Here is a 26,395-nt window from a genome sequence, read left to right as displayed (position 1 = left end):
AAATGACCTGCTCCCTGTTAAAGGGGCAGGTCATTTTTCTGCTGGCTGACAGCGGCACTGTTCTCTTCCGGCACAAAGGCGAGGATGACGATTCCGATTACAAATAAAATGATCAGGCTGAACACCGCAGTCGAGGATTTCCCGGTCAGCTGGGCGGTAACGGCGATGAGCAGCGGCCCCATAATCGAGGCGAATTTTCCGAAAATGTTGTAGAAGCCGAAGAATTCATTGGCGTGGCGCTTTGGCACGAGCTTGGCGAAATAGGAACGGCTGAGGGCTTGAATGCCGCCCTGCGAGGTAGCGACAAGCATAGCCAGTATCCAGAAATCCAGTGTTGTCTCAAGGAAATAGGCGTACACGCAAACGGCCATATAAATGACGATCCCGACATACAGCATTGTCTTCCCCGTGAAGCGTTCTGCCAGTTTTCCATATACAATCGAAAACGGCGCGGCGACCACCTGGGTGACAAACAGGATGATCAGGAGGCTTGAGGGGCTGATCCCTAAATCAGATCCATAGGATGTCGACATCGTAATAATGGTGCCGACTCCGTCGATATAAAAGAAATAAGCGAGCAAGAAGAGGAAAAGTGTCCGGTATTGCCTGATCCGCTTCATCGTTTGGCCGAGCCGCTTAAAGCTGTTGATGACGATATGGGGTTCTCTTTTGATGTAATAGCGCTGATGGACATGCTTCAGCATCGGAATGGTAAACAGCCCCCACCAGACAGCTGTTATGAAAAAGGAGAACTGGCTCGCGGCAGACACAGTCACCGGAATGGTCTCTGCTTGTGCGAGCAGGATGATTGCAATGCTGATGATAAATGGAATCGTGCTGCCAATGTATCCTAATCCAAACCCCCGTGCCGACACGAGATTCATGCGTTTTTCTGATGTGACGTCAACGAGGAAGGCATCATAAAACACGTTGGCACCGGAAAAACCGATAGCCGATATCGTATAAAACAGCAATAAAAGCAGCCAATGTTCACTCGGAATAAAGGCAAGCATCGCAGTGCTGGCGACACCGGCAGACACAAAGAAACGGAAGAACCGTTTTTTGCATCCTTCGTAATCGGCGATCGTGCCTAAAATCGGCCCGAGCATCGCAAGAATAAACGTTGAAATCGCAATGGTATAGCCCAAATAGGCAGTCGATTGAGCGGCCCCAACACCGCTTTCCGCTGCTGCTGATTTATAAAATAACGGAAACACCGCGGTGGTCACGACAATCGAGTAGGCGGAATTTGCCCAGTCATATAACACCCAGCTGTTTTCTTGTTTCGTAAAACGTTTCATCATCAGAGCCCCTCTCCGGTAACGATACTTCTATTGTACGAGAAATAAGCCTGAAAAGAATGGAACAAACGTAAATTTTTACAAAACGTTTATGTTTTTGCCCTTTGAATCATACTTTTGATTGATTGCTGGGTGCAGGTCTATCTGGTACCATTTAACTATATTTTGCCGTGTTTTCCAGAAGAGTTTCAGCAGAGAGGAGACAGAGCAGCATGAGGCGAATAGGCTTGTGTATAAGCCTGCTGGTCACAGTTCTTGCAATGAGCGCATGCGAAAGTGAAGCGCAGACATTTGCAGATTGTGATCAAAAGACGGTGAAACAGACCGCAGCCAAACCAATAAGCAATAAGAAAAAGCAGGACTTTCGACCCTCCCGCGAGATATGCAGCTGGCCATTGTATTCAGTTCCATGATACACGTAAGCGAGGCATTTGATTATGGAATCGGCAACCCTGAATACTTCGTGCGCAGCAGCATGACTAAAAAAGACGCAGACAGTGCGAAGGAGAACCTTGAATCGATTCAGCTCGAAAACAAACCGCTCCAAAAACAAAACAGCGAGGCATTCGCTCTGCTTCAAAAAACCAGCAATCAAGAAATGAGCCGCAGTGAGATGCAGCAGCTGAAAGAAAATCGAGCCGCTTTTTTTGAGATCGCAGACAGTATGATCAAGCTCATCAGCCAAGTCACACCGAAAAATGCGAAAAAGACAAGATTGCAGCTGGATCAGCTGAAAAAACAATATACGCAATACAGCGCCGAAAGCGTCAAAATCATGAACAGCATTGTCAAGAAGCAGGGAGCTGACAAGGCATCATTTGATCGTCATCTGGAGGCGCTGCTTCAAAAACAGCCCGGACAGCCGGTGCTGAGTGAGTTGAATTGACCAGTTCCCGTCTTTCTCTGATGATATTGACCTAGTACAAAAAGAATGTACAATCAAGGTGTAGTCTGTTCTTAGTTGATTGGAGGGATATGCCATGAAAATTGCGAAGGTGATCAACAATAATGTGATCAGCGTGGTCAATGAACAGGGAAAAGAATTGGTCATCATGGGCAGGGGGCTCGCGTTCCAGAAAAAGTCCGGCGATGATGTCGAAGAGGCCCGCATTGAGAAGGTATTCACACTCGACAACAAGGATGTATCAGAAAAATTCAAAACTCTTTTGTATGATATCCCGATCGAGTGTATGGAAGTATCCGAAGAGATTATCAGCTATGCGAAACTTCAGTTCGGCAAAAAGCTCAACGACAGCATCTACGTGTCGCTGACCGATCATATTAACTTTGCCATCCAGCGCAGCCAGAAAGGGCTTGATATCAAAAACGCCTTGCTGTGGGAAACAAAGCGGCTGTACAAAGACGAATTTGCGATCGGAAAAGAAGCGCTGGAAATGGTAAAAAACAAGACTGGTGTGTCGCTGCCGGAGGATGAAGCCGGCTTTATTGCCCTGCATATCGTAAATGCCGAACTCAATGAAGAGATGCCCAATATCATCAACATTACAAAAGTCATGCAAGAGATTTTGAGTATCGTAAAATACCATTTTAAGATTGAATTCAACGAAGAATCCCTTCACTATTATCGGTTTATCACCCACTTAAAGTTTTTTGCGCAGCGTCTGTTTAATGGCACACATATAGAAAGCCAGGACGATTTTTTGCTGGAGACAGTGAAAGAAAAGTACCATCGCGCGTATAAGTGCACGAAGAAAATCCAAACCTATATTGAGCGGGAGTATGAACACAAGCTCACCAGTGACGAGCTGCTGTATATAACGATTCACATAGAAAGGGTCGTCAGACAAGTATAATGAAAACGTTGACATTTTTGTTTTGGTTTTTTCCTGCATTCACGTATGATGATCTTAGGATTGTTACTGATAAGCAGGCAAAACCTACATTACAATGAGTGCGGAGGATCTATGTCTGTGCTGATGGTAATTTAGGTTTTTATTTTTTCAGAGGGATGGTGGCGTTTTACAGAAAAAATGAATGAGGCAAAACCTAAACAGCTTGTTCCTATTGCAATTAGGATAGTTTAGGTTTTTAACTTTTTAGCAGAAAAATGGGGATTCAAGCAGTTGCAAAAACATACTGTTGCTGGACAGAGAGGAAGAAAATGTGCGTTCTTTTGTACATTGTGCGACACGCCTGCGGCTTCATGTACGTGAAGAATAGCTTTTATTGGTATAAAGAGCTGATTGCCTCAAGCGGTGAAACGCAGAAGGGTTAGTTAAAAATATACAAATTATGAACATTGAGTAATAAATGTAAACGATTTAAAGTATCCTGCCGATATATAACGTATAAAATCTGGAAGGAGTTTGTATATGAAAAACAAAAAAATATTTTCATTACCCTTTTTGTGTATTGTTTTGATTGTGGGCTTTAGCTTTTGTCTGAACTCAAATGCTGCTGCAGCGCAAAATGTGCCAAAAGAGAAAGCGATTATGAAGCAGCAGGAAACGTTGAAAAATCATAAGGAAATTGAGGATCCTTCTTTAAAGCAAGCGGATGCGGGAAGCCTTAAAAAGGATAAAAAAGCAAAAACAATAAAAGTGAAAAAGCCTGCCAATGAGAATGTTTTTAAAACCACTTCCACGTACAACTCCGAAGACCAAGTATTTGAAACTTCATCTGCCCTTAACGAAAATAACCCTGACGATATGTATTTCTTCAGCACTTCGTCAGATCGAACTCTGATCACACGGATTTTGTCTGGCAACAGTCAGTACTATTTAAAGCTGTATGTTGTCAATTGGGATACGGGTGAAGCGCAGCCGACTAATATTACAATGGATGCGGGGAACTTAGTGCTTTTAAAAGAGCTTCCTGCCGGTGATTATATGATTCGGGTTTATTCTGAAGGAACGATGGGTGATTCATACAACATTCAGTTAAATGCAAAAAACCCTTCAAATTACACAAATGTAAAGTCGATCACCTCTAATCTGCAATCCTTTGTTGCTGAGTACGCAGACGGCTCTGTCTATGCAAACGGGACATTGTTGTACAATACCAGCACAAAAACATCTTCATTAAGTTGGGAAAGAGTATATTATTTTTCATATGGCGACGGATATAATCAGCGCACCCATTCTATTTCTTCTGTGAAAGTGAAAAGCGTTTCTGATCCTGTGACTTATCGTTCAAGTTATGCGAGTTCAAATTCGGCAGTGATGGTTTATTTAGATACAGGGACTCTGTTTATGCATCATGTATCAGCGTATCGAACAGGGGTAGGTTACAATGACTCTTTTCTAGATACGTTAGGCAAAAAAACACCTAGAAGACTCGATGCAGATGATCAAAACTATGGTGATCATATTTTAATCGTTGATGTAAAAACCGGCAAAGCAATCGACTTTTTCAGCGTTTTGAATTATTACTATGCATCAGGCGTTGAAAGCTTGCCAGTCATTTCGTATATTCAATAAAATATTTTAAAAGGATACAGCACAAAAGGATTTCCGCCAGCGGAAATCCTTTTCTCATTAGAATGATATAATCCCAATCAACAGCGCCGCAATTGTCATGACAATCGTTGTCCCCACGGCCCATTTGATGGTGAATTTTTGATGGTCGCCAAAGCTGACACCCGCCATTCCGACCAATAGATAGGTGGAAGGCACAAGCGGGCTGAGCAGATGCACCGGCTGGCCCAGCAGAGAGGCTCTTCCGATTTCAGCGGCGTCTATTCCGTAAGCGGAGGCGGCTTCTGCGATGATGGGAAGGACACCGAAGTAAAAGGCGTCATTCGACATGAAAAAGGTGAACGGCATACTGACGATGGCGGTGATTAGCGGCAGATGCGGGCCCATGGCATCAGGAATGAGTGAAACGAGAGAATGCGCCATGGCATCCACCATTTTTGTGCCGGAGAGAATGCCTGTGAATATGCCTGCCGCAAATACCATGGACACAACGTTTAACGCGTTTCCCGCATGCGCCGAGATCCGTTTCTGCTGCTCTTTGACATTTGGATAGTTGACCATCAAGGCGATGGCGAACGCGGTCATAAAAAGAACAGGAAGCGGGAGCAGGCTGGTGATCAGCGCGGCCATCAGAGCGACAGTGAGCAGCAGGTTAAACCATTGGAGAGCGGGACGCTTGAGCGGCGCTGCATCCGGATCAGAGGACGGCGCGTGATCAAGCGAAATGACACCGAGCCGCTTCCGCTCTTTTTTTCCGAGGATATAAGCAACGGCGATTACCCAGAAAACACCCGCAACCATGGCGGGAATCAGCGGTGTGAAGACCTCCGACGTGTCCAATTTTAAGGAAGCTAAAACCCTTGCCGTCGGCCCGCCCCACGGAATAATATTCATGACGCCCGAACCGAGCATCGCAATTCCTGCTAATACCAAACGGTTCATGCCGAGCCGTTTGTAAAGAGGCAGCATCGCCGCGATGGTCATCATATAGGTTGTTGTCCCATCTCCGTCCAGCGAAATGGTCATCGTCAGAACCGCTGTGCCGACAGCGATTTTTAACGGGTCTCCTTTGACAAGTGATAGGATTTTGGCGATGAGAGGATCAAACAAACCTGAGTCAATCATAATGCCGAAATAAAGGATGGCGAATAACAGCATGATCCCGGTAGGAGCGAGGTCTGTAACGCCCTGAATCATCATCTCGCCGAGACCTTTGCCAAAGCCGCTGATCAGGGCAAACACAACAGGAACGACAATCAAAGCAATAAGAGCGGAAAGCCGGTTAGACATAATAAGGTACATAAAAACAATGATCATCACAAAACCGAGTATGGCAAGCACGATATGACCTCCCCCATTCAACATTTTAAGTAAGCGCTTCCAATATTTATTTCTGAGAAGAAGGCTTATTTCAAATATGTATGACCTCATCCTGATTTGTAGACCTAAAATCCTATTGAGCGGATTCGCGGTTTATATGAAGCATGCTGCGGGTAAAGGTCTGTAGAATGTTTCGTTTTAAAAAGGGGGAACAGACATGAGTAATGATGAAAACAAACGTGTAAATGAACACTCAAAGGACGAGCAGCTTGAGCAGTACAGGGTGGATAACAGCGGGAAGAAAATGACGACAAACCAAGGCTTGAGGGTGTCAGAGGATGAGCACTCGTTAAAAGCCGGGGTTCGCGGCCCGACACTGATGGAGGATTTTCACTTCCGGGAGAAAATGACGCACTTTGACCATGAGCGGATTCCGGAGCGTGTTGTGCATGCGCGCGGGTACGGCGTGCATGGCTTTTTTCAGGTTTACGAGCCGATGACCGAGTATACACGAGCCAAATTTCTGCAGGACCCTTCTGTGAAGACGCCGGTATTTGTCCGCTTTTCGACGGTCGCGGGCTCTAAAGGCTCCGCCGACACGGTGCGGGACGCCAGAGGCTTTGCGACGAAATTTTATACGGAAGAAGGAAACTATGATCTAGTGGGAAATAACATTCCAGTATTTTTCATTCAGGACGCGATTAAATTCCCTGATTTGGTTCACGCGTTTAAGCCTGAACCACACAATGAAATGCCGCAGGCCGCAACCGCCCACGATACGTTTTGGGATTTTGTCGCCAATAATCCTGAGTCCGCTCACATGGTGATGTGGACGATGTCCGACAGAGGCATCCCTCGCAGCTACAGAATGATGGAAGGCTTCGGCGTTCATACCTTCCGTTTTGTCAATGAACAAGGAAAGGCGCGTTTCGTGAAATTCCACTGGAAGCCGGTTCTCGGCGTGCATTCTCTCGTATGGGATGAAGCGCAGAAAATTGCCGGGAAAGATCCCGACTTCCACCGCCGCGACCTGTGGGAAACGATTGAAAACGGCGGCACGGTTGAATATGAGCTTGGTGTGCAAATGATAGATGAAGAAGATGAGTTCAAATTCGATTTTGATATTCTTGACCCAACCAAGCTGTGGCCAGAAGAGCTTGTACCGGTGAAAATCATTGGGAAAATGACGCTGAACCGCAATCAAGATAATGTGTTTGCGGAAACAGAACAAGTCGCATTCCACCCGGGAAATGTCGTGCCGGGCATCGATTTTACAAATGACCCGCTCCTGCAGGGACGCCTTTTCTCTTATACGGATACACAGCTGATTCGTCTTGGCGGACCGAACTTCCATGAGCTTCCGATTAACCGGCCGGTATGCCCGTTTCATAACAACCAGTATGACGGCTATCACCGGATGACGATCAATAAGGGACCGGTCGCTTATCATAAGAACTCTTTACAAAACAATGATCCGTCGCCTGCGACAGCCGAAGAAGGCGGCTATGTCCACTATCAGGAAAAAGTGGAGGGCAAAAAAATCCGCCAGCGGAGTGACAGCTTCAACGATTATTACTCACAGGCGAAGCTGTTCTGGAACAGCATGTCTCCTGTGGAGAAGCAGCACATTATTTCTGCTTTCTGCTTCGAGGTCGGGAAGGTCAAAAGTAAGGACGTGCAGCGGCAGGTCGTTGACGTCTTCAGTAATGTCGATGCAGGCTTATCAGAAGAAATCGCCAAAGGGGTAGGCGTGGCGCCGCCGGCAAAACGGAAAGAATCTAAAGAAATTCTCACCTCTCCTGCGTTAAGCCAAGCCCGCACAGTGAATTCCGCGGCAACGAGAAAAGTCGCCGTTCTCGCAGGAAATGGATTTGATGAAAAAGAGCTGCAAACCGTGCTGGACGCCTTAAAGCAGGAAGGGGTCACAGCGGATATCATCAGCCAAACCCTGGGGTACATCACAAGCGGCACCGGACAGCAGCTTGAAGCCGGCGGCACGTTCCTGACGGCTGATTCTGTTCTGTATGATGCCGTCTATGTCGCAGGAGGACCAGAGTTAAAAGACAACAAACAAGCGATGGCGTTTATCAGTGAAGCCTACAATCACTATAAGGCGGTCGGCGCGGCAAATGAAGGCGTTGACCTTCTTCAAACCGCTGTCGGGACAACAGAGGGACCGGGAATCGTAACTGCGAAAGGTGAAGCGGACTACACCGCCTTCAGCAAGTCGTTTATCGAGGCGGTCGCCGCTCACCGCCATTGGGATAGACGAATTTGATCAGCTCCTGTATCTTAAAGAAAGATACTTTTCATAAGGAGCATGACAAATGAACGAAAAACAGCTCGCTGAAGCTTACGAACGCGATGAAAATATGATGATTTTGGTGTTTGCCCAATGGTGCGTGAACCATGATCTTGATCCGCTGGAGCTGTACGGCAAAGCGTATCCGCAGCAAAAGCTCAATGAAAGCTTGAAAAAAACCATGGACGATCTGGTGGTGCCGAAACACGAAGCAGAACATATTCCAGACCAGGCTGTCATTGGGGTGTTGGAGATGTTCGGAAATACAGATTTGGCTCAAGCGGTTCACGAAGCGATTTCTGAACGTAATCAGCAAAAGAGACATTAATTGTCTCTTTTTTTTTGAAAAAAATTGAGCTGTTAGACCTAGCAACATCTTTTTGATTTGGCCAGTCTATAAAAGTGTACCTTGCTTAAAAAAGGGAATGATAAACAACGACATCAAAGGAGGAGATCGTATGAAATGGAATCACATGCTGAAAGCCGCGGGGATTGCGGTTTTGCTTTTTTCTGTATTTGCATATGCGGCCCCTTTCACTAAAGCGGTTCAGGCGAAAACACCGACTGTCAGCAGCCATACGTACAAAAAGATCAAGGAATTAAAGTATCCACAGGTGCACCACATCGGGAACGCCGCGTTTGAAAAGAACATCAATCAAGAGCTGACAGCCTACATTGAACAATCGTATCAGGAATACCTGAAAAACAAAAAAGCAGGCGAACAGCAGGGCTTCAAAACGGAATATCAAACCTCCTACAGCGTCAAATACAATGCGGCGGGCAAGCTCAGCATTCAAACACTCAATTATGTCTATTCAGGCGGCGCCCACGGTTTAACGTCTGTTCAGTCTTTCAACTATGACTTGAAAGCACAAAAGCGGGTGACGCTGAATCAGATTCTGAACACCAAAACAAAAGTCAGCAAAACGAAAGACTATCTGTACAGCTATATCAAAAAACACGATGAGCTGTTTTTCCCTGATGTAAAGAAAGAGGATATCGTCCTTAACAAAGACACAATGTTTTCCTTTACGAAAAACGGGATCGCCATCGTTTTCGGCCAGTATGATTTGGGACCCTATGTAGCCGGAATCCGGGATGTACAAGTGCCTTCCTCTATCTATCAATAACGAAAAGAGCCATATCCCTTTTAAGGATATGGCTCAATATGTCTACCACACAAACAGGCCGACAATCGCAGCACTTAGTAAAGATACCGCAATTCCGCTGACGAGGAGCTTCCATACGTTTTTCCCGATGACCGTTGACTTTTCGCCGTCAAGGATCGAGTTGTATGTTCCGTAAATCATGCCGACCGTACTGAAGTTGGCAAATGACGTCAGGAATGTCGTCGCAACCGCAACTGTGTGAGGCTGAAGTGATGTAAGATTGTTTTTCAAGTCAAGCATTGCGACAAACTCGTTCGTCGCCAATTTCATTCCCATCAGCTGAGCGACATACATCGCATCATGTACCGGCAGCCCGAGCAGGAAGGCGAACGGACTGAAGAGGTAAGCAAAAATCGTCTGGATGGTCAGACCGTGCATGAAAATGCCAAGAATGCCGTTGACCGCTGATGTTAATGCTACATATCCGATCACCATGGCCAAAATAACGATAACCATGTTCATGCCGACAAGCATACTGTTAGAAATCGTAGAGAAAAAGTCTTTCTTCTCTTCTTTAGGCGGTGTATAGATGATATCTTCATCCTCCGGCACGTGAACAGGGTTCAGCAGGTTTGCGATAATCAGCGCGTTTAAGCAGTTCAAAGGAATCGCTGTAAACACGTATGTCGCCGGCACCATTGACAGGTAAGATCCAATAATGGAACCGCTGATGCTGCTCATGCTCATTAAGCCGAATGTAAGCAGGCGGTTGTTGTTTAAGACCGTAAGCTGCTGACGGATGACCGCAAGCGCTTCTGTGTTTCCAAGGAACATCATTTGAATAGAGAAAAAGCTTTCTAATTTCGGCAGGCGGGAAGCCTTTGAAATCACCCAACCGATTTTATCAATCAGCCAAGGCAAAATACCGAAATAGGTTAAAATATCAAAAAATGTGACGATAAAGATAATTGGAAGAAGTGCACTAAAGAAAAAGTCTACTGTTTCATTCGCCATGACAGACGGGAAGGCAAACGCGATACCGTCACTGGCGCAAGCAATCAGCCAAGTGAAGAAATCACCGATTTTTCCGATGGCCCAGCTCCCGACTTTTGTTCCCAGCATAAACCAAGTAATCAGCAATTCCAGAACAATTAACGTCATGATCGGGCGCCACTTGATTTTCTTTTTCTGCGGAGAACATAGGAATACTACTGCCATAATCACAATGAGACCGACAAGGTTTAATAAAAAATACATGATAGCAACTCCTATGATATTTATTTTGGAAACAAAAAAGCTCTTATTTTTCACAAATTCTGGAAGTTCAGAAAGTGTGAAAAATAAGAGCAAACAGAAAAGAACTTGTCCTTTTCAACTCGTTCAAATTTATTCAAACTTTCTTGTAGTCTAGTTTTTTACGGTTACTAGGTAGAAACAATCAGACCATATTACTGATCATATACAAGAATGTCATTTTTCTAAGATGATAGCAGTATTTTATCCTTTCACTTTTTGAAAATCAACCTTTTTAACTATTTTCACAATAATAAAATTTATATTTTGAAATCAGAAACTAAAGAGAAAACATGCTGGATAGCTATGTTGATATGATGTTGAAGAGGCTAACAGCATTGCAGTGCTGTTAGCCTCTTCAATATTTGGTTTCAGCTCCCTGAAGTTTGTTGTATCATGAAAATGGGGAAACCCCATACAACAAAAAAGGGAGCTATTTTCATGATTATCCAATTCATTCGTTTTAGATAATGACAGGTATAGACAATCTGCCAGACCTGGCCAATTTTTGTGAAAGGCCCAGGTTTATTTGTCTATGCCTTTTTCATTTATCTAAAAATGAGTGAATGAGGTGTTTTTTATCATGAAACGAACAACTGATGTCAGCCAATTCGCGTCCATGTTTCGATGCCCGCTTTGCGGTTCTTCCATGGATGCGGATTCAGGAAAAAGCTTGATTTGTACAGAACGAGGGCACACATTTGATAGATCTCGGCACGGATACGTGAATTTCCTGACAAAGCCGGTCAAAACGGGTTACGATGCCGGGCTTTTTGAAGCGAGAAGCAGGCTGATTGGCGAATGTGAATTTTTTGATCCGCTCCATCATGCGATTGCAGATCTCATCAGTCCCCCCAAATCTGGCCAAGAGACATTCACGATCTTGGATAGCGGATGCGGTGAGGGTTCTCATTTGAACGCGCTTTGCGGCTTTGATTATGCAGGGAAAACAGCCGCAGGAGCCGGCATCGATCTTTCGAAGGATGGGATTGTAAAAGCTTCTAAGACATACAAAGATCAAATGTGGGCGGTTGCCGATGTGGCGCGTGCTCCCTTTCTTGACCATCAATTTGATGTTGTCCTGTCAATTTTTTCGCCGTCCAATTACGCAGAGTTTCATAGGCTGCTGAAGGATGATGGCATGCTCGTAAAAGTAGTGCCCCGAAGAGATTACTTAATAGAATTAAGGCAATTTTTATATACTGATTCACCAAGGCGCACGTATTCCAATGCGGCAGCTGTTGAGCGTTTTACAGCGAATGTGGGAAACAGCCGCCGTGTGAGGGTGCGCTATGCCAAAATGCTTAACCGGCAAGCGATCCATTGGCTGCTGAAGATGACGCCGCTCGCCTGGTCGGCGCCGGAAGAAAGAGTCAGCTTGCTGAAAGAGATGACATCAGCCGAAATGACGGTTGATGTTGATATCCTGATGGGCATGAGATGAATGACAGAGGAAAGCTCCGAAAAAAGGAGCTTTCCTTTTTTTATCGGAATAGTTGGCCCCCTTTTTCCGTACATATGAAAAGGGGACGGAAAAAGCCGATGCGGACAGGTTTTTGCAAACGCTTTCTAGTTCGCGGGAACGGGGGTTGTATGTGGAACTGATCATCATTCTATTAGCGTTAGGCCTGCTGATGTTTACAGCGTATCGGGGTTTTTCTGTCATTTTGTTTGCGCCGCTGTGCGCGTTGTTCGCGGTGCTGCTGACAGATCCAAGCCATGTGCTTCCTTTTTTCTCCTCAATTTTTATGGAGAAGATGGCGGGGTTTATTAAGCTGTATTTTCCGGTATTTTTGCTTGGGGCGATTTTTGGAAAGGTTGTTGAAATGTCCGGTCTTGCGGCATCGATTGCGAAAACGATTGTCAAGCTTGTCGGGGCGAAAAGAGCGATACTCGCCATTGTGCTGATGGGCGCGATCTTGACGTACAGCGGCGTCAGCCTGTTTGTTGTCGTGTTTGCTGTATATCCTTTTGCGAAAAATCTGTTCCGAGAAGCAAATATACCGAAACGCCTTATCCCGGGAACGATTGCTTTAGGGGCTTTTACGTTTACGATGGATGCACTTCCGGGGACGCCGCAAATTCAAAATGTCATCCCGACGGCGTTTTTCAAAACAGACATTTATGCCGCTCCTTGGCTCGGCTTGATCGGCGCAGTGATCGTGCTGGCAGCAGGCATGCTTTATTTGGAATCGAGGCGAAAAAAAGCGCAGTCATCCGGCGAAGGCAACGGCGGTTTTGATTCGGAGCGTCCGGCCACTCGTGAGACGTCCGAGTTCGCGGCCGAACCTGACAAAAGCCCGCTTCAGCATGCGCTTGCCTTTGGCCCGCTAATACTCGTAGGTGCAATGAATAAATGTTTCACTATATACCTTCCTAAGTGGTATCCGAATGGATTTGATTTTTCGTCGATCGGTTTAAAGGAGCTTGGCAAGCTTGATCTTTCTGCGGCGGCTGCCATTTGGTCGGTGGAGCTGGCTTTGATCATTGGCATCATCACAACAATTTTATTTGATTGGAGAAGAGTGTTTGCCCAAATGAAGGAGGGGCTGAATGAAGGGATCGGCGGCGCCTTGCTGGCATCCATGAATACCGGTGCAGAATACGGTTTCGGCGGCGTTATCGCCGCGCTGCCGGGATTTCAAAAGCTAAGCAGCGGCATTTCGCACACCTTTACCGACCCGCTTGTAAACGGGGCCGTCACGACAACGGCGCTGGCTGGAATCACCGGGTCGGCTTCAGGGGGGATGGGCATTGCGTTAAGCGCGATGTCGGATCAATTCTTGCAGGCGATTCAGGCTTACAACATTCCGCCGGAAGTCATGCATCGGGTCATTTCGATGGCATCGGGCGGCATGGATACGCTGCCGCACAATGGAGCTGTCATCACGCTTCTGGCTGTGACGGGACTGACTCACCGGCAATCATATCGGGATATTTTTGCGATCACACTCATTAAAACGGCTGCCGTATTTGCTGTGATCGCAGTTTACAGTCTGACGGGTCTTGTATAAAAGAAAACGAAGGGGCGTTAATATGGGAAAAGTGCTGTCATCAAGTAAGGAAGCTGCGGAACTGATTCACGACGGGGATACGCTGATTGCCGGAGGATTCGGGTTGTGCGGCATTCCTGACCAGCTCATTTTGGCGATAAGAGATCAGGGAGCAAAGGATTTAACCGTTGTCAGCAACAATTGCGGAGTCGATGACTGGGGGCTTGGTTTGCTTTTGGCTAATAAGCAAATCAAGAAAATGATCGCATCCTATGTCGGTGAAAATAAAATTTTTGAACGGCAGTTTTTAAGCGGAGAGCTTGAAGTCGAGCTTGTTCCCCAAGGAACGCTCGCCGAGAGGATTCGTGCCGGCGGCGCGGGCATACCCGGGTTTTACACGGCGACAGGGGTCGGCACCTCAATAGCCAAGGGAAAAGAACACAAGACGTTCGAAGGCCGGCCATATGTGCTGGAGCGAGGCATCATCGGCGACGTGGCGATCGTCAAAGCGTGGAAAGCGGACACCATGGGAAATTTGGTTTTTCGTAAAACGGCGAGAAATTTCAATCCCGTTGCCGCCATGGCAGGCAAGATCACCATTGCCGAAGCGGAAGAAATTGTGGAAGCGGGAGAGCTCGATCCAGATCACATCCATACGCCGGGAATTTACGTACAGCATGTCGTGCTTGGCGCGAGCCATGAAAAGCGGATTGAAAAACGGACAGTTCGGCAAGCTTCGGGAAAGGGTGAGGCGAAATGAAGGAAGCGAGAAAACGAATGGTGAAACGGGCCGTACAAGAAATCAAGGATGGCATGAACGTCAATCTTGGGATTGGAATGCCGACGCTTGTCGCAAATGAAATACCCGATGGCGTTCACGTCATGCTTCAATCAGAAAACGGTTTGCTCGGAATCGGCCCGTATCCTGTGGAGGGGACGGAAGACGCGGATTTGATCAACGCGGGAAAGGAAACGATCACTGAAGTGACGGGCGCTTCTTATTTTGACAGCGCTGAATCATTCGCAATGATAAGAGGCGGGCATATCGATTTGGCTATCCTTGGCGGCATGGAGGTTTCTGAGCAGGGTGATTTGGCCAATTGGATGATCCCCGGCAAAATGGTCAAAGGGATGGGCGGTGCCATGGATCTCGTCAATGGAGCGAAACGGATTGTTGTCATCATGGAGCATGTCAATAAGCATGGCGAGTCAAAGGTGAAGAAAACATGCTCCCTTCCGCTGACAGGCCAGAAAGTGGTGCACAGGCTGATTACAGATTTGGCAGTGTTTGATTTTGATAACGGCCGCATGACACTGACAGAGCTTCAGGAAGGCGTCACAATTGAAGAGGTTTATGAAAAAACAGAGGCTGATTTCGCTGTAAACCAGTCTGTGCTCAAGCAAAATTCTTAATGGGGAGGTGTTTGACATGAAAAACAAGGTCGCCTTGGTCACTGGGGCAGCCGGCGGAATCGGATTCGAAATCGCAAGAGAATTCGCCCGAGAAGGCGCCAGCGTCATCGTTTCGGATCTTCACCAGAAAGCATGTGAAGAGGCCGCTTCCAAGCTTGCCGAAGAAGGTTTTGACGCAGCCGCCATTCCGTGTGATGTAACAAAGGAAGCGCAAGTCGCTGAGACGGTGGATGGCATCCGGAAACGATACGGCCGCTTGGATACTTTGGTGAACAATGCCGGTATTCAGCACGTCGCCCCAATAGAAGAGTTTCCGACAGAAACCTTTGAACAGCTGATCAAGGTCATGCTGACGGCTCCATTTATCGCGATGAAGCATGTCTTTCCAATCATGAAAAAACAGCAGTTTGGCAGAATCATCAATATCGCGTCTGTTAATGGCTTAGTCGGCTTTGCGGGGAAATCCGCTTATAATAGCGCCAAGCACGGCGTCATCGGGCTGACAAAGGTCGGGGCGCTGGAAGGCGCGCCCCACGGCATTACAGTCAACGCGCTCTGTCCGGGTTATGTCGATACACAGCTTGTCCGCAATCAGCTGAGCGATCTTTCGAAAACGAGAAATGTCCCGTACGACGCGGTACTTGAACAGGTCATTTTTCCGCTTGTGCCGCAAAAACGGCTGCTTTCCATCAAGGAAATCGCAGATTATGCGGTGTTTTTGGCAAGCGAAAAAGCGAAGGGCGTTACCGGGCAGGCTGTCGTTCTAGATGGCGGCTACACCGCTCAGTGACAAAAAAACACACCTCCTCCGCCAGGGAGTCCAGTGTGTTTTTTTCTTTGCTTATTTCCAAACATCGTTAGCGATCTCAACCACATGGCGGAGTTTCGCCCATTGCTGTTCTTCCGTCAGCTTGTTGCCTTCCTCAGTTGAAGCGAATCCGCATTGAGGGCTGAGGCAAAGCTGATCTAAGTTCACATAACGGGACGCTTCTTCGATACGGCGTTTGACGTCGTCCGGATGTTCAAGCTCGCCGAATTTAGATGTCACTAAGCCAAGGACAAGCTGAAGATCAGAGCGCTTCACATAACGGAGCGGTTCAAATCCGCCTGAGCGTGAATCATCATACTCCAGGAAAAGCCCGTCCAGATTCAAGCCGTCAAAAATGGTTTCAGCAGCTGCGTCATAGCCGCCTTCCGCTGTCCAAGTGGACTGGAAGTTGCCGCGGCAAATATGCATGGTTACCGTCAAGTCATCCGGACGGTCTGCAATCGCGTCGTTAATTGATTTCGCAAACAGCTGTCGAAGCTCGTCAGGCGTTGTTCCGAACGCTTCGATTTGTTTTAAGCCTTTTTCTGATAAGAAAACAGCCCATGCCGTATCATCAAGCTGGAGGTAGCGGCAGCCTCTGTCATAAAACGCTTGAATCGCTTTTTTATATGCTTTGGATACGTCATGCTGGAAAAGCTGATAGTCGTTTTTGTACGCATCCTTTTCCAGTTTTCCACGGAAAAACAGCATATTCGGGCTTGGGATCGTCATTTTTGGCGTCGCGTCACCGGCAATGCTATGGAGAAATGAGTAATCTTCAAGCATTGGGTGAGTTGAAAAGTCAATATCACCTGTGACTTTAATGCCGCGTGCTTTTGTTTGTACGTTGTGGAATTGAATGCCCTGCTCGGGAATAAACGGCTCAACGCCATCCAGGTTTTCCAGAAAATCAAAGTGCCACCACGCTCTGCGGAATTCACCGTCTGTTACGACGTTCAGGCCGGTTTCCTTCTGTTTTTCCACAATGCGGATGATTTCATCGTTTTCGATTTGGCGAAGCTGTTCAGCTGTCATTTCGCCGGCCGCTTTTTGCTGCCGCGCTTTTTTGACGGGCTCAGATCTCAGCAAGCTTCCGACTTGATCCGCGCGAAACGGCGGTTTTTTTCTTTGAAGTGATTTTTGTTCTGCGGGTGTTGTTTGTTGTGACATGTTGTCCATTCCTTCTTTCCATTCAAATATAAAAAAGCTCTTCCTTTGGATAAGGAAGAGCTTGCGTGACAATCTCAACCTTATCTTCAAGAGCAATCATTGCTCTAAAGGATTTAGCACCATTCTGTTAAACAGCGGTTGCCGGGTATCGCAGGGCCAGTCCCTCCACCTCTCTTGATAAGGAAAACCTTTTTTATGAAATTTTCTGATAGTATCTATTATTCACACATTTTATCTATCTGTCAATGATAGATTATCTCCACACGTCGCTGGCGATGTCGATGACATGGCGGAGCTTCGCCCATTGCTGCTCCTCTGTCAAAAGATTTCCTTCTTCTGTAGAGGCGAAACCGCACTGCGGGCTGAGGCAAAGCTGATCAAGGCTGACAAAGCGCGCCGCTTCATTGATTCGGCGTTTCACATCTTCTGGATCTTCAAGCTCGCCGTATTTTGATGTAATTAAGCCGAGAACAATTTGCAGATCCTTGCGTTTTACGAAACGAAGCGGATCAAAATTTCCTGAGCGGTCATCATCGTATTCCAAGAACAGGCCGTCCAGGTCTAAGCCGTCCAAAATCGTTTCCGCTACAGCGTCGTAGCCTCCTGATGCCGCCCAAGTTGAACGGAAGTTGCCGCGGCAAATATGCATTGTGATTGCTAAATCATCAGGCCGGTCTGCCACTGCATCGTTAATCGTTTTGGCGAACAAGGCAGGCAATGTTTCTGGATCGCCGCCGAGCGCCTGAACAACCTCTCTGCCTTTTTCCTCAAAGAAGAGAGACCATGACGTATCATCAAGCTGAAGATAGCGGCATCCGGCGTCATAAAAGGCTTTGATTGCTTTTTTGTACGCTTGGGCCAGATCATGAAAGTATTCCTCTTGGTCGTCATAAATCGCTTTATCAGCCTTTTTACCGAAAAACAGCATATTCGGGCTCGGAATTGTCAGCTTTGGTGTCGCATCGCCGGCAATCTCATGTAAAAATTGAAAATCAGCAAGCGCAGGGTGGTTCGTAAAATCAAGTTTTCCCGTCACTTTGATGCTTCGTGCTTTTGTTTTCGCGTTATGGAACTGAATCCCTTCAGCCGGAATGAACGGTTCCACTCCGTCTAGCCCTTCCAAAAAGTCATAATGCCACCAAGAGCGGCGGAATTCCCCATCTGTTACCACCTCGAGACCGATTTCTTTTTGTTTTTCCACAATGCGGCTGATTTCTTGATTTTCGACCTCACGAAGCTGTTCCGCAGTGATCTCGCCGGCCGCTTGCTTCTGCCGGGCTTCTTTCACCGGAGCGGAGCGCAGTAAACTGCCGACATGATCAGCGCGGAAAGGAGCTTTGTGTTGTTTTTCTGTTTTGTGTCCTGTAAGACTTGTTTGTTCAGCCATGTCATTCGCCTCTTTTCTCAAATGTGTAAGCATAAAAAAGCTCTCCCTTTATGTAAGGAAGAGCTTGAACGATCAAATCTCCGCCTCATCTGCAGGATTTAGCACCATTCTGTTTGAAACAGCGGTTGCCGGGTATCATAGGGCCAGTCCCTCCACCTCTCTTGATAAGGTACATCTTCATATTCAGATTTCAATTATCTTAATATTATTACTTTTTGATCAATTGTCAACTCTTTTTTAGAAAAGACTCTCATCATCATCGTCATATAAGACCATATCCAGCACGATAGCGATGGCTGTGCAAATCAGCACATCTTCTTTGTTTGCAATCTGCAGATGATAAGAATCACCCCAGCTGAGCCATTTCTTGCTCACCGACATCCGGACATTTTCCCCGTCAGTCAGCTGGAATTCATTCTTCCACAGGTCCCCGTCAATTTCCCAGTTAAGCCCGGAAATCTCAAATTTCGGTTTGAAAAACGCTAATTTCTTCGTCACCTCACAAACCGTTTTCCCGTCAATTGAAATCACATATCGCGGCAGAAATGACATCACTTTTTGTTCAATGGAAACGAGCGTTTTCCCCGATGAATCTGTCAATTGTAATGAGTCCCCTAACGAAAAGAACCGCCCTTCGACTTTGAAGTGCTCTTGTTCATCCCGGTCATAAATATGAAATGTATCTTTAAATGAGAACATTTTTTGTTTCATAAATAAATCGATCATGGCTGAAGTCTCCTTTTGAATTTGCCCTTATAAAAGATTACGAATAGGGGGCAAAAAGGTTTCAAGTTCCAAATCTAAGTTTTCAAAATGAAAAGGCTGCGTTATTCAGCAGCCTTTTCGTTTGATATATGAACTAGGATAGATGCATCCGGCGTTTTTGGCGGATGGCGTCAAGGTCGATTAGGTTGTTGTGATGAGGTGCGGCTGCTGGCAGAGGGCTTGTCTTTTGCGGTTTGCGGCGATTATCCTTGCTGAAAGAAAAAAGAAGATAGCCGCATAATGCGATGATAATAAATAGGATCATTTTACATACCTCCCAAAAAAAGTTTTGGTATTCTCTATTGTACGGTTAAGTTATCGAAAAGTATTCAAAAAATTCGAAATCAATAAAAAATAAATAACTGCCCCTCAAAAACAGTCTAACCTGTTGACCTGAAAATAGTCTTGCATTATGGTGATTATTCTTGTTGATGATTGGTTCTATAGTTACTATCGACGATAAAATAAATTCCTTTATATAACTTTTAACCTAAATTATCGTAATTCGAATTTCCTGTTTTTAGGTTTCGTTTTCTTTCTTGTTTGGTTTATACCCTATTTTGCGGAATTGAACACAAAAAACCCAAATTACGGAGCATTTGGGCGGTACAAGAGAATGCGGGCTATGTTTTGAGGATTTGAATGTTTTATCTGAAGATGCGTTTGAACATTTTTCTGATTTTTTGAAATGGGCTCGATTTCTTTTGCATTCTAAGTGGCCTGGTGATGATCCATTTTTTCAATAGACTTTTTGCAGCTATCGCATGTTTTGTCATTGTTTTTCCTCCTTATCCGTTGATACTTGTTTTACGGAGGAGGTGTTCAAAATGTTTCGTTTTCACACAAAAAAGCCAGTCCTTTTTGGACTGGCTTTCGGCATTACGCCTGTTCTTCAAACAGCTTTGCGATCTCAACGATAACATTTACGGCTTTGACCATGTTATCGGCGGAGATGTATTCAAATTTGCCGTGGAAGTTTTCCCCGCCTGTAAAGATGTTTGGCGTCGGGAGTCCCATGTAGGACAGCTGAGACCCGTCCGTGCCGCCGCGGATTGGAGAAATCTTCGCTTCGATGCCGAGGTTTTCCATCGCTTGCTTGGCAATATTGACGATTTCGATGACAGGTTCGATTTTCTCTCTCATGTTGTAGTATTGATCGTTCATATCAAGCTGAATCCGGTCTTGCCCGTATTCGTTTTGAAGCTCTTCAACGACGCGCTTCATTGTTTCTTTTCTGTTTTGGAAGTTTTCTTTGTCAAAGTCTCTGATAATATAGTGCAGTTTTGTTTCCTCTACATCGCCTTGAATTGACAGCAGGTGGTAGAAGCCTTCGTAGCCTTCTGTATATTCGGGTGCTTCGTCTGCCGGCAGCAGGCTGTTCAGCTTCATTGCGATTTTCGCAGAGTTGATCATTTTGCCTTTTGCTGTGCCGGGATGTACGTTGTTGCCTTTGATCGTGATTTTTGCGGCAGCTGCATTGAAGCTTTCGTACTCAAGCTCGCCGAGCGGGCCGCCATCAACTGTGTAGGCAAAGGACGCATTGAACCGTTTTACATCAAATTTGTGCGGCCCTCTACCGATTTCTTCATCAGGCGTAAAGGCGACTCTGATCGTGCCGTGCTTGATTTCAGGGTGTTTGATGAGGTAATCCATGGCTGTCATGATTTCAGCAATACCGGCTTTATTATCTGCGCCGAGAAGGGTGGTGCCGTCTGTGGTGATGAGTGTGTGGCCTTTATAGCCGGACAGCTCAGGGAACTGATCAGGCGACAGGATAACCTGCAGCTGTTCATTGAGAACGATGTCTTTACCATTGTAGCTTTCAACGATTTGCGGATTCACGTTTTTGCCGGTAAAGTCTGTGGCGGTGTCGACGTGGGCGAGAAAGCCGATTGTCGGCACGTCTTTTTCAGTATTGGAGGGAAGAGTCGCCATGACATAGCCGTTTTCATCAATGGCTGCGTCCTGCATGCCGATTGATTTCAATTCATCAACGAGCATGTTTCCTAACGTCAATTGGCCGGGTGTGGAAGGGCAGGTGTCAACGGATTCATCGGACTGCGTGTCGACTTTTACGTATGTAGTAAACCGTTCAATGATTTTTTCTTTCATTTCCAATCATCTCCTTTGTCTTATTTTATCATGGCGGGTTGAGAGATTTCTATTGCACAATACCGTTTCGGATGGCAAAAACGACTGCCTGTGTCCGGTCTTGGGCATTGCATTTTTGCAGGATGCGGTGCACGTGGGTTTTCACGGTGCTTTCGCTGACGAAAAGTTTTTCAGCAATGTCTTCATTTCTTAGCCCATAGGCCATTTGCTGAAGAACTTCAAGTTCTCTTTTAGTAAACGGATCTGCCGGTTCTTCGGCTTGAGTTTGCTGCTTCGAGCGAAATGTCTCGCTGATAATTTTAGCCGCTGTGGCTGTACGGAAAATCGCTTCGCCTCTGGCCGCGGCGCGGATGGCGTCTATTAATTCTTCAGGAAGTGTGTCCTTCAGCAGATAGCCGACTGCACCCGCGCGGATGCCTTCAAACACATATTCTTCCGTATCAAAGGTCGTTAAAATGACAATTTTTGTATCTGGAAGTGCGTTTATAATGTCTTTCGCCGCTTCGATGCCTGAGCAATGCGGCATTTGGACATCCATTAGGATGACGTCAGGTGTTGTTTGCTTTGCCAGTGCAATGATGCCGTGACCGTCGCCGGCCTCACCGGAAACCATCATATCCGGCTGTGCATTGATGATATAGCGAAAGCCTTCGCGCACAAGCGGCTGATCATCGGCAAGTGCGACGAGTATTTTATCTTTGTTCATCTTTTTGCTCCTTATTCGTTGTGGCGAGCGGCAATACCAGCTCAATTTGCAGGCCGCTCGGCTGTACGGCGCTGAGAGACAGGGAACCGCCTGCTTTTTCAGCGCGCTCTTTCATTCCTGTCAGGCCAAATCCATAAGTCAGATTACCGGTGAATTGCCCGTTGTCGGTGATTGTGACATAGAGATAGGTCTCGTCGTTAGATATAACGGCAGCCGCATGAGAAGCGTGAGCGTGACGAATGATATTGGTCAGCGCTTCCTGTAAGATGCGGTAGATCGTTTCGCTTACATTTTGAGGCCAATACTCTTCGGACAGGCCGGCAGTGTCTAAAGAAACGTGCAAACCGCTCCGTTCCTCCACTTGATGAATAAGCCCCCGCAAAGCGGTAAGACCGACCATCGATTCGCTTCTGCCCATTTGGTGAACGACAGACCGTACTTCTTGAAGGCATTCTCTGGCGACATTCAGTACATTTTGAATGACTTTTTCTGAATCCTCCTTGCTGCTTTTCAGAATATAGGGGAGAGATTGAAGCTGAACAATCACAGAAGTCAGCTCATGGCCGATGCTGTCATGAATGTCGCGGGCAATTCTTGTGCGCTCCTCAAGGACTGCGTACCTTAACGAAAGAACAGAAGCCTCCTGCAGCTCTGCGTGCGCTTTCTGGAGTTCTTCATGCGCCTGCTCCAGCTTCACGTGCATTTTCGCCAATTCAGCATGATTCCGTTCAGCCTCTCTTCTTGCTTCTCGCCTAAAACGCATGGAGGAGAAAAAGACGTACAGTCCGATCATGATTGAGATGTTGCTAACGATATCGTCCCAGCTGCTGGCAAAAATGAAGTGCAGAAAGAAAACGTTGCCGCCAATTAGGAACACCGTACAGATCAAGGACAGGCGTGCTGGAAGCTTTATAGCCGCATAAACCATTAAAAATATAATTAAGAAAAAGGCGGCTCCCTGCTCTTGGCCGGAAACAGCCCAAAGGAAAACGGTCAGGAGCCAAAGCCCGGTAAATATGCACAGATTGACAGCAACGGATGCCACATAGGGAATGATCCAAATAAATGCTAAGTATACCGCAAACACAAACGCTAACAAAATGGGATCAGCTTTAGCTGGGTGAGATAAAAATTGTATGCAATTCAAAATGAGAATAAGGCTCGGCACAAGCTTCTTGTAGTGCCGAGCCGGAGATTGTCGGTTCATGCTGGCCCTTCTTTCAGTTATTGAATCGATACTTTGCCAGCGGTCAGCCGTCTGTATTCTTTGTAAAGCATGATGTTGCGGGCTGTGATGGTGCCGAGGGGAATGAAGAACATAGAATGAATAATGGAAATAAAAATCTCGTTGCTCTCAGGCAGCCATACTCTCGCAGCCATCCGCAAAGAAAGTATCACTAGAATGAGGATAACACTTCCAAGGGAGCCGCGTGAAGTGACCTTTCCGGTTTCCGGGTGAAGCCGCACGTTTACCATCTTTCCGACGCCAAACCCGCAGGCCAGCCCGATCAGTAATAAAAGGCCGCTGACCGCAACGTGTAAAGCTGAATGAAAATACGCCGGCTGAAATGATGCTGATACGCCCCATAACAGCAACAGCGGAATGATCAGCAATTTCCCGGGTCTCACGGTTCTTTCCCGGTACATCGAGAAAATAATAAGAATAAAGACAATAAAAATATATGGGCTCATCGCCATGTCATCAAATCCTTTCTGCATTAAGCATAGCGAATATCACGATAGAAAACGTCAACCGGCAGATTGATTTTTCTGGTCTGGAATATGAAAAAACTATTAATAAACGATTAAACTTCTTAAAAATGGATGTAGGAAGGTTCTAAACACTATATAATAATATCAGGTCATTTTTTAGGAGGTTTTACATCATGGCAATACTTGTTACTGGCGGAGCCGGATACATCGGAAGCCACACATGTGTTGAATTATTAAATAGCGGCTATGAAATTGTCGTTCTTGATAATCTATCCAACAGTTCGGCTGAGGCACTGAACCGCGTCAAAGAGATTACGGGAAAAGATGTAACATTCTACGAAGCCGATTTATTGGACAAGGAAGCGGTAGATTCCGTGTTTGCGGAAAATGAAATCGAAGCTGTGATTCATTTTGCGGGGTTAAAAGCTGTCGGTGAATCTGTTGCGATTCCGCTCAAATATTATCATAACAACCTGACGGGAACGTTTATTTTATGTGAGGTCATGGAGAAATACGGCGTCAAGAAAATCGTGTTCAGTTCATCCGCGACTGTATACGGCGTTCCGGAAACATCACCAATTACAGAGGACTTTCCATTAGGCGCGACAAATCCTTATGGGCAGACAAAGCTCATGCTGGAACAAATATTACGTGATTTACATACAGCCGATAATGAGTGGAGCGTCGCGCTGCTTCGTTACTTTAATCCGTTCGGCGCGCATCCAAGCGGACGGATCGGTGAAGATCCGAACGGCATTCCGAATAACCTCATGCCGTATGTGGCGCAGGTCGCTGTCGGCAAGCTTGAGCAATTAAGCGTATTCGGCAATGATTATCCGACAAAAGACGGGACAGGTGTACGCGATTATATTCACGTCGTTGATCTCGCGGAAGGCCACGTCAAAGCGCTGGAAAAAGTATTGAACGCTACAGGAGCCGACGCCTACAACCTCGGAACAGGCACAGGCTACAGCGTGCTTGAAATGGTCAAAGCCTTTGAAAAAGTGTCAGGGAAAGAGGTGCCGTACAAATTTGCGGACCGTCGCCCGGGAGACATCGCTACCTGCTTCGCCGACCCTGCAAAAGCCAAGCGGGAACTGGGCTGGGAAGCGAAACGAGGCCTGGAGGAAATGTGTGCTGATTCCTGGAGATGGCAGTCTTCTAATGTGAATGGGTATAAGAGTGTAAAATCATAAAAAGAAGAGCTAGGGGTTTTCCCCAGCTCTTCTTTTTATTTATCTAAGTTTACTTCAAATGTAAATGGATTGATTGTAATATCGTAGTTTTCAGAAGATCCTTCTAAAATAACCTTTGCTGTTTTGCTTTCGATTTTAGGGAAAACAATAATCCCTTCTGTTTTAACTCCCGGTAAAATTTCACTTTGAATTTTAGGATACTCTGAAAGGTCGGATTTGGGCTCGATCTGTTTATTATCTGCTGTAATTTTAGCATTGAAATCATAAAAGTTAATTTCATCTTTTGATTTGTTTTCTATCTTTACATACAGACGAGTCTCTTTTTCAGCAAGTTCAACTTTTTGAAGCGTGAGTGCAAATCCATGCTGGTTTTGTGTTTTATCCACGTTAATTGTTTTTTGAGCTTGGGCGAAAGCTGTTGCATAGTCGCTTTTTTCGATGGAATCGGCAATGATTCTTGGAGCTGAAACGGAACCGCCTAATGCGTTTTCACCATCATATTTGTCTTTCACCGTACCGACTACATGAATAATGTCGTCATCTTTAATATCTAAATTAGAGTCGTCGCTCATAATAAGTGTATTTTTGCTTAACTTTTCTGGATTATTATAACCTTGAAGATATGTACCATCCTCGTCTTGTTCAACGTCAAAAACCTTTACATACAGATCAACTTTATAATTTTTAAATTGGTCTGCGTTGGTATATAGTTTTTCCATATCGGCCTTTTGTACTGTTTTTGTTGCTTTTTTAGAGTGGGAGCTGGCTGATGTTTTAGAAGCTTGAGAATCTCCGCTGTTTCCGAGATTTGCAATAATGAAAATGACTACTATCGCTAGAATGATCGTAATGATTTTATGTCTCATAAAAAAGTTACGTTGATCTTTACCGCAGTTCGGACATTTTTTAACACCCTTTGCAATCTCTTGACCGCAAGTTTTACAGTGTTGCATCTTTTCTGGCATTATATTTCCTCCTATGTAATTAAATGTTTTAAATATATGTTCTATTTTGCCTATATATTTTCGTATAGTCAATGATAAATTGATAATGAGTTTTAATTAATATTCTTTATAAAAGGCACTTTATATCATATCGGTCAAATTTTTCATTTATTAACAGCTGATACTTCTTTCTTTTTTCTCTTAATTTACTGGTTACATCTCCGCAAATACCCCTTGAACCAATTCCAACCGTCCCTTATAATGCTAATATTGAAAGTGAAAATGATATGGTAAAAACAGTGGTTTTCTAGGGTTCCGCAATGCAAATTGGACTGTGACCGAGAGAAAACACATAGCAGCCCGGCTGTTATGACACGGTGGGATAAAAGCCCAGGAGTTTCTGCTCTTTTTGAGAGAGCGTCCTCC

General features: G+C 45.7%; 24 protein-coding genes, 2 pseudogenes and 4 riboswitches. Of the genes and pseudogenes, 13 read left to right on the top strand and 13 right to left on the bottom strand.

All coding sequences use genetic code 11. The features are described from left to right. Nucleotides 1-17: 17 nt before the first annotated feature. Nucleotides 18-1,304 (bottom strand): MFS transporter, encoded by a 1,287-nt coding sequence (locus G4P54_RS20160; RefSeq protein ID WP_167873669.1) that lies wholly within the window; start codon nt 1,302-1,304, stop codon nt 18-20. A gap of 209 nt (nt 1,305-1,513) precedes the next feature. On the opposite strand from G4P54_RS20160, the pseudogene G4P54_RS20155 reads away from it, so the two are divergent. The 4 genes and pseudogenes from G4P54_RS20155 to G4P54_RS20140 all read left to right on the top strand — a co-directional run bounded on the left by G4P54_RS20155 (nt 1,514) and on the right by G4P54_RS20140 (nt 4,741). Next, a pseudogene (locus G4P54_RS20155) lies at nt 1,514-2,187 on the top strand (hypothetical protein). 94 nt (nt 2,188-2,281) lie between these two features. Continuing rightward, a complete protein-coding gene (licT, locus tag G4P54_RS20150) occupies nt 2,282-3,115 on the top strand; it encodes a transcriptional antiterminator LicT (protein WP_167873668.1) in 834 nt (277 codons plus the stop codon). Nucleotides 3,116-3,425: 310 nt separating this feature from the next. Then, a complete protein-coding gene (locus G4P54_RS21715) occupies nt 3,426-3,482 on the top strand; it encodes a hypothetical protein (RefSeq protein ID WP_373683397.1) in 57 nt (18 codons plus the stop codon). 152 nt (nt 3,483-3,634) lie between these two features. Then, on the top strand, nt 3,635-4,741 hold the full coding sequence (locus tag G4P54_RS20140; protein ID WP_167873667.1) for a hypothetical protein: 1,107 nt from the start codon (nt 3,635-3,637) through the stop codon (nt 4,739-4,741). A gap of 57 nt (nt 4,742-4,798) precedes the next feature. Here the strand turns inward: G4P54_RS20140 and citH are convergent, their stop codons facing one another. Continuing rightward, on the bottom strand, nt 4,799-6,079 hold the full coding sequence (gene citH / locus G4P54_RS20135; RefSeq protein ID WP_167873666.1) for a citrate transporter CitH: 1,281 nt from the start codon (nt 6,077-6,079) through the stop codon (nt 4,799-4,801). A gap of 196 nt (nt 6,080-6,275) precedes the next feature. Between citH and G4P54_RS20130 the strand changes: the two genes are divergently transcribed. From G4P54_RS20130 to G4P54_RS20120, 3 genes are all read left to right on the top strand, one after another. Continuing rightward, nucleotides 6,276-8,336 carry a catalase gene (locus tag G4P54_RS20130; protein WP_167873665.1) on the top strand — a complete coding sequence of 687 codons (2,061 nt, stop codon included), beginning with the start codon at nt 6,276-6,278 and terminating at the stop codon, nt 8,334-8,336. Between the two features lie 49 nt (nt 8,337-8,385). After that, nucleotides 8,386-8,688 (top strand): protein YxiS, encoded by a 303-nt coding sequence (locus G4P54_RS20125; protein WP_024713224.1) that lies wholly within the window; start codon nt 8,386-8,388, stop codon nt 8,686-8,688. 130 nt (nt 8,689-8,818) lie between these two features. Then, on the top strand, nt 8,819-9,490 hold the full coding sequence (locus tag G4P54_RS20120; protein WP_167873664.1) for a DUF3298 and DUF4163 domain-containing protein: 672 nt from the start codon (nt 8,819-8,821) through the stop codon (nt 9,488-9,490). Between the two features lie 42 nt (nt 9,491-9,532). Here the strand turns inward: G4P54_RS20120 and G4P54_RS20115 are convergent, their stop codons facing one another. Further along, nucleotides 9,533-10,726 carry a NupC/NupG family nucleoside CNT transporter gene (locus G4P54_RS20115; protein ID WP_167873663.1) on the bottom strand — a complete coding sequence of 398 codons (1,194 nt, stop codon included), beginning with the start codon at nt 10,724-10,726 and terminating at the stop codon, nt 9,533-9,535. Between the two features lie 126 nt (nt 10,727-10,852). Next, nucleotides 10,853-10,954: riboswitch (purine riboswitch) on the bottom strand. Nucleotides 10,955-11,345: 391 nt separating this feature from the next. On the opposite strand from G4P54_RS20115, the gene G4P54_RS20110 reads away from it, so the two are divergent. From G4P54_RS20110 to G4P54_RS20090, 5 genes are all read left to right on the top strand, one after another. Beyond that, the gene (locus tag G4P54_RS20110; RefSeq protein WP_167873662.1) at nt 11,346-12,206 is read left to right on the top strand and encodes a putative RNA methyltransferase; all 861 of its coding nucleotides are present in this window, start codon (nt 11,346-11,348) and stop codon (nt 12,204-12,206) included. Between the two features lie 151 nt (nt 12,207-12,357). Further along, a complete protein-coding gene (locus G4P54_RS20105) occupies nt 12,358-13,776 on the top strand; it encodes a GntP family permease (RefSeq protein ID WP_167873661.1) in 1,419 nt (472 codons plus the stop codon). A gap of 22 nt (nt 13,777-13,798) precedes the next feature. Next, nucleotides 13,799-14,515, top strand: coding sequence for a CoA transferase subunit A (locus G4P54_RS20100; protein ID WP_024713219.1), 717 nt, complete (start codon nt 13,799-13,801; stop codon nt 14,513-14,515). Then, nucleotides 14,512-15,168 (top strand): CoA transferase subunit B, encoded by a 657-nt coding sequence (locus G4P54_RS20095; protein WP_167873660.1) that lies wholly within the window; start codon nt 14,512-14,514, stop codon nt 15,166-15,168. Before G4P54_RS20100 ends, G4P54_RS20095 begins: the two co-directional genes overlap by 4 nt. 16 nt (nt 15,169-15,184) lie before the next feature. Beyond that, the gene (locus G4P54_RS20090) at nt 15,185-15,958 is read left to right on the top strand and encodes a 3-hydroxybutyrate dehydrogenase (protein ID WP_167873659.1); all 774 of its coding nucleotides are present in this window, start codon (nt 15,185-15,187) and stop codon (nt 15,956-15,958) included. A gap of 51 nt (nt 15,959-16,009) precedes the next feature. On the opposite strand, the gene G4P54_RS20085 is transcribed toward G4P54_RS20090, so the two are convergent. The 9 genes and pseudogenes from G4P54_RS20085 to G4P54_RS20050 form a co-directional block, all read right to left on the bottom strand. Continuing rightward, a complete protein-coding gene (locus tag G4P54_RS20085) occupies nt 16,010-17,146 on the bottom strand; it encodes a 5-methyltetrahydropteroyltriglutamate--homocysteine S-methyltransferase (protein WP_167873658.1) in 1,137 nt (378 codons plus the stop codon). 77 nt (nt 17,147-17,223) lie between these two features. Continuing rightward, nucleotides 17,224-17,330: riboswitch (SAM riboswitch) on the bottom strand. A 69-nt stretch (nt 17,331-17,399) separates the two neighbouring features. Next, nucleotides 17,400-18,533 carry a 5-methyltetrahydropteroyltriglutamate--homocysteine S-methyltransferase gene (locus tag G4P54_RS20080; protein ID WP_167873928.1) on the bottom strand — a complete coding sequence of 378 codons (1,134 nt, stop codon included), beginning with the start codon at nt 18,531-18,533 and terminating at the stop codon, nt 17,400-17,402. A gap of 82 nt (nt 18,534-18,615) precedes the next feature. Further along, a riboswitch (SAM riboswitch) is annotated at nt 18,616-18,704 on the bottom strand. Nucleotides 18,705-18,770: 66 nt separating this feature from the next. After that, on the bottom strand, nt 18,771-19,259 hold the full coding sequence (locus tag G4P54_RS20075) for an LURP-one-related/scramblase family protein (protein ID WP_167873657.1): 489 nt from the start codon (nt 19,257-19,259) through the stop codon (nt 18,771-18,773). A 133-nt stretch (nt 19,260-19,392) separates the two neighbouring features. After that, a pseudogene (locus G4P54_RS21430) lies at nt 19,393-19,671 on the bottom strand (hypothetical protein). A gap of 274 nt (nt 19,672-19,945) precedes the next feature. Next, complete coding sequence (locus G4P54_RS21510) at nt 19,946-20,074, bottom strand: hypothetical protein (protein WP_277348577.1); 129 nt, start codon at nt 20,072-20,074, stop codon at nt 19,946-19,948. Nucleotides 20,075-20,177: 103 nt separating this feature from the next. After that, nucleotides 20,178-21,410 (bottom strand): peptidase T, encoded by a 1,233-nt coding sequence (pepT, locus tag G4P54_RS20065; RefSeq protein ID WP_167873656.1) that lies wholly within the window; start codon nt 21,408-21,410, stop codon nt 20,178-20,180. Between the two features lie 49 nt (nt 21,411-21,459). Next, nucleotides 21,460-22,116, bottom strand: a complete 657-nt coding sequence (locus G4P54_RS20060; protein ID WP_167873655.1) for a response regulator transcription factor — start codon at nt 22,114-22,116, stop codon at nt 21,460-21,462. Then, on the bottom strand, nt 22,103-23,323 hold the full coding sequence (locus tag G4P54_RS20055; protein WP_167873654.1) for a sensor histidine kinase: 1,221 nt from the start codon (nt 23,321-23,323) through the stop codon (nt 22,103-22,105). Before G4P54_RS20055 ends, G4P54_RS20060 begins: the two co-directional genes overlap by 14 nt. Nucleotides 23,324-23,340: 17 nt before the next feature. Further along, nucleotides 23,341-23,814, bottom strand: coding sequence for a CcdC protein domain-containing protein (locus G4P54_RS20050; protein WP_167873653.1), 474 nt, complete (start codon nt 23,812-23,814; stop codon nt 23,341-23,343). 188 nt (nt 23,815-24,002) lie between these two features. Here G4P54_RS20050 and galE point away from each other — a divergent pair, with 188 nt between their 5' ends. Then, nucleotides 24,003-25,025 (top strand): UDP-glucose 4-epimerase GalE, encoded by a 1,023-nt coding sequence (galE, locus tag G4P54_RS20045; RefSeq protein ID WP_167873652.1) that lies wholly within the window; start codon nt 24,003-24,005, stop codon nt 25,023-25,025. Between the two features lie 35 nt (nt 25,026-25,060). Here the strand turns inward: galE and G4P54_RS21710 are convergent, their stop codons facing one another. Continuing rightward, nucleotides 25,061-25,990, bottom strand: a complete 930-nt coding sequence (locus tag G4P54_RS21710) for a zinc ribbon domain-containing protein (protein WP_167873651.1) — start codon at nt 25,988-25,990, stop codon at nt 25,061-25,063. Nucleotides 25,991-26,265: 275 nt separating this feature from the next. Next, nucleotides 26,266-26,368, top strand: a riboswitch (guanidine-I (ykkC/yxkD leader). The last annotated feature ends 27 nt before the right edge of the window (nt 26,369-26,395 follow it).

It is taken from the genome of Bacillus tequilensis, from assembly GCF_012225885.1.
In the GTDB taxonomy this organism is placed as follows: Bacteria; Bacillota; Bacilli; order Bacillales; family Bacillaceae; genus Bacillus; species Bacillus tequilensis.
This window is presented reverse-complemented; position numbering and strand designations above follow the sequence as displayed.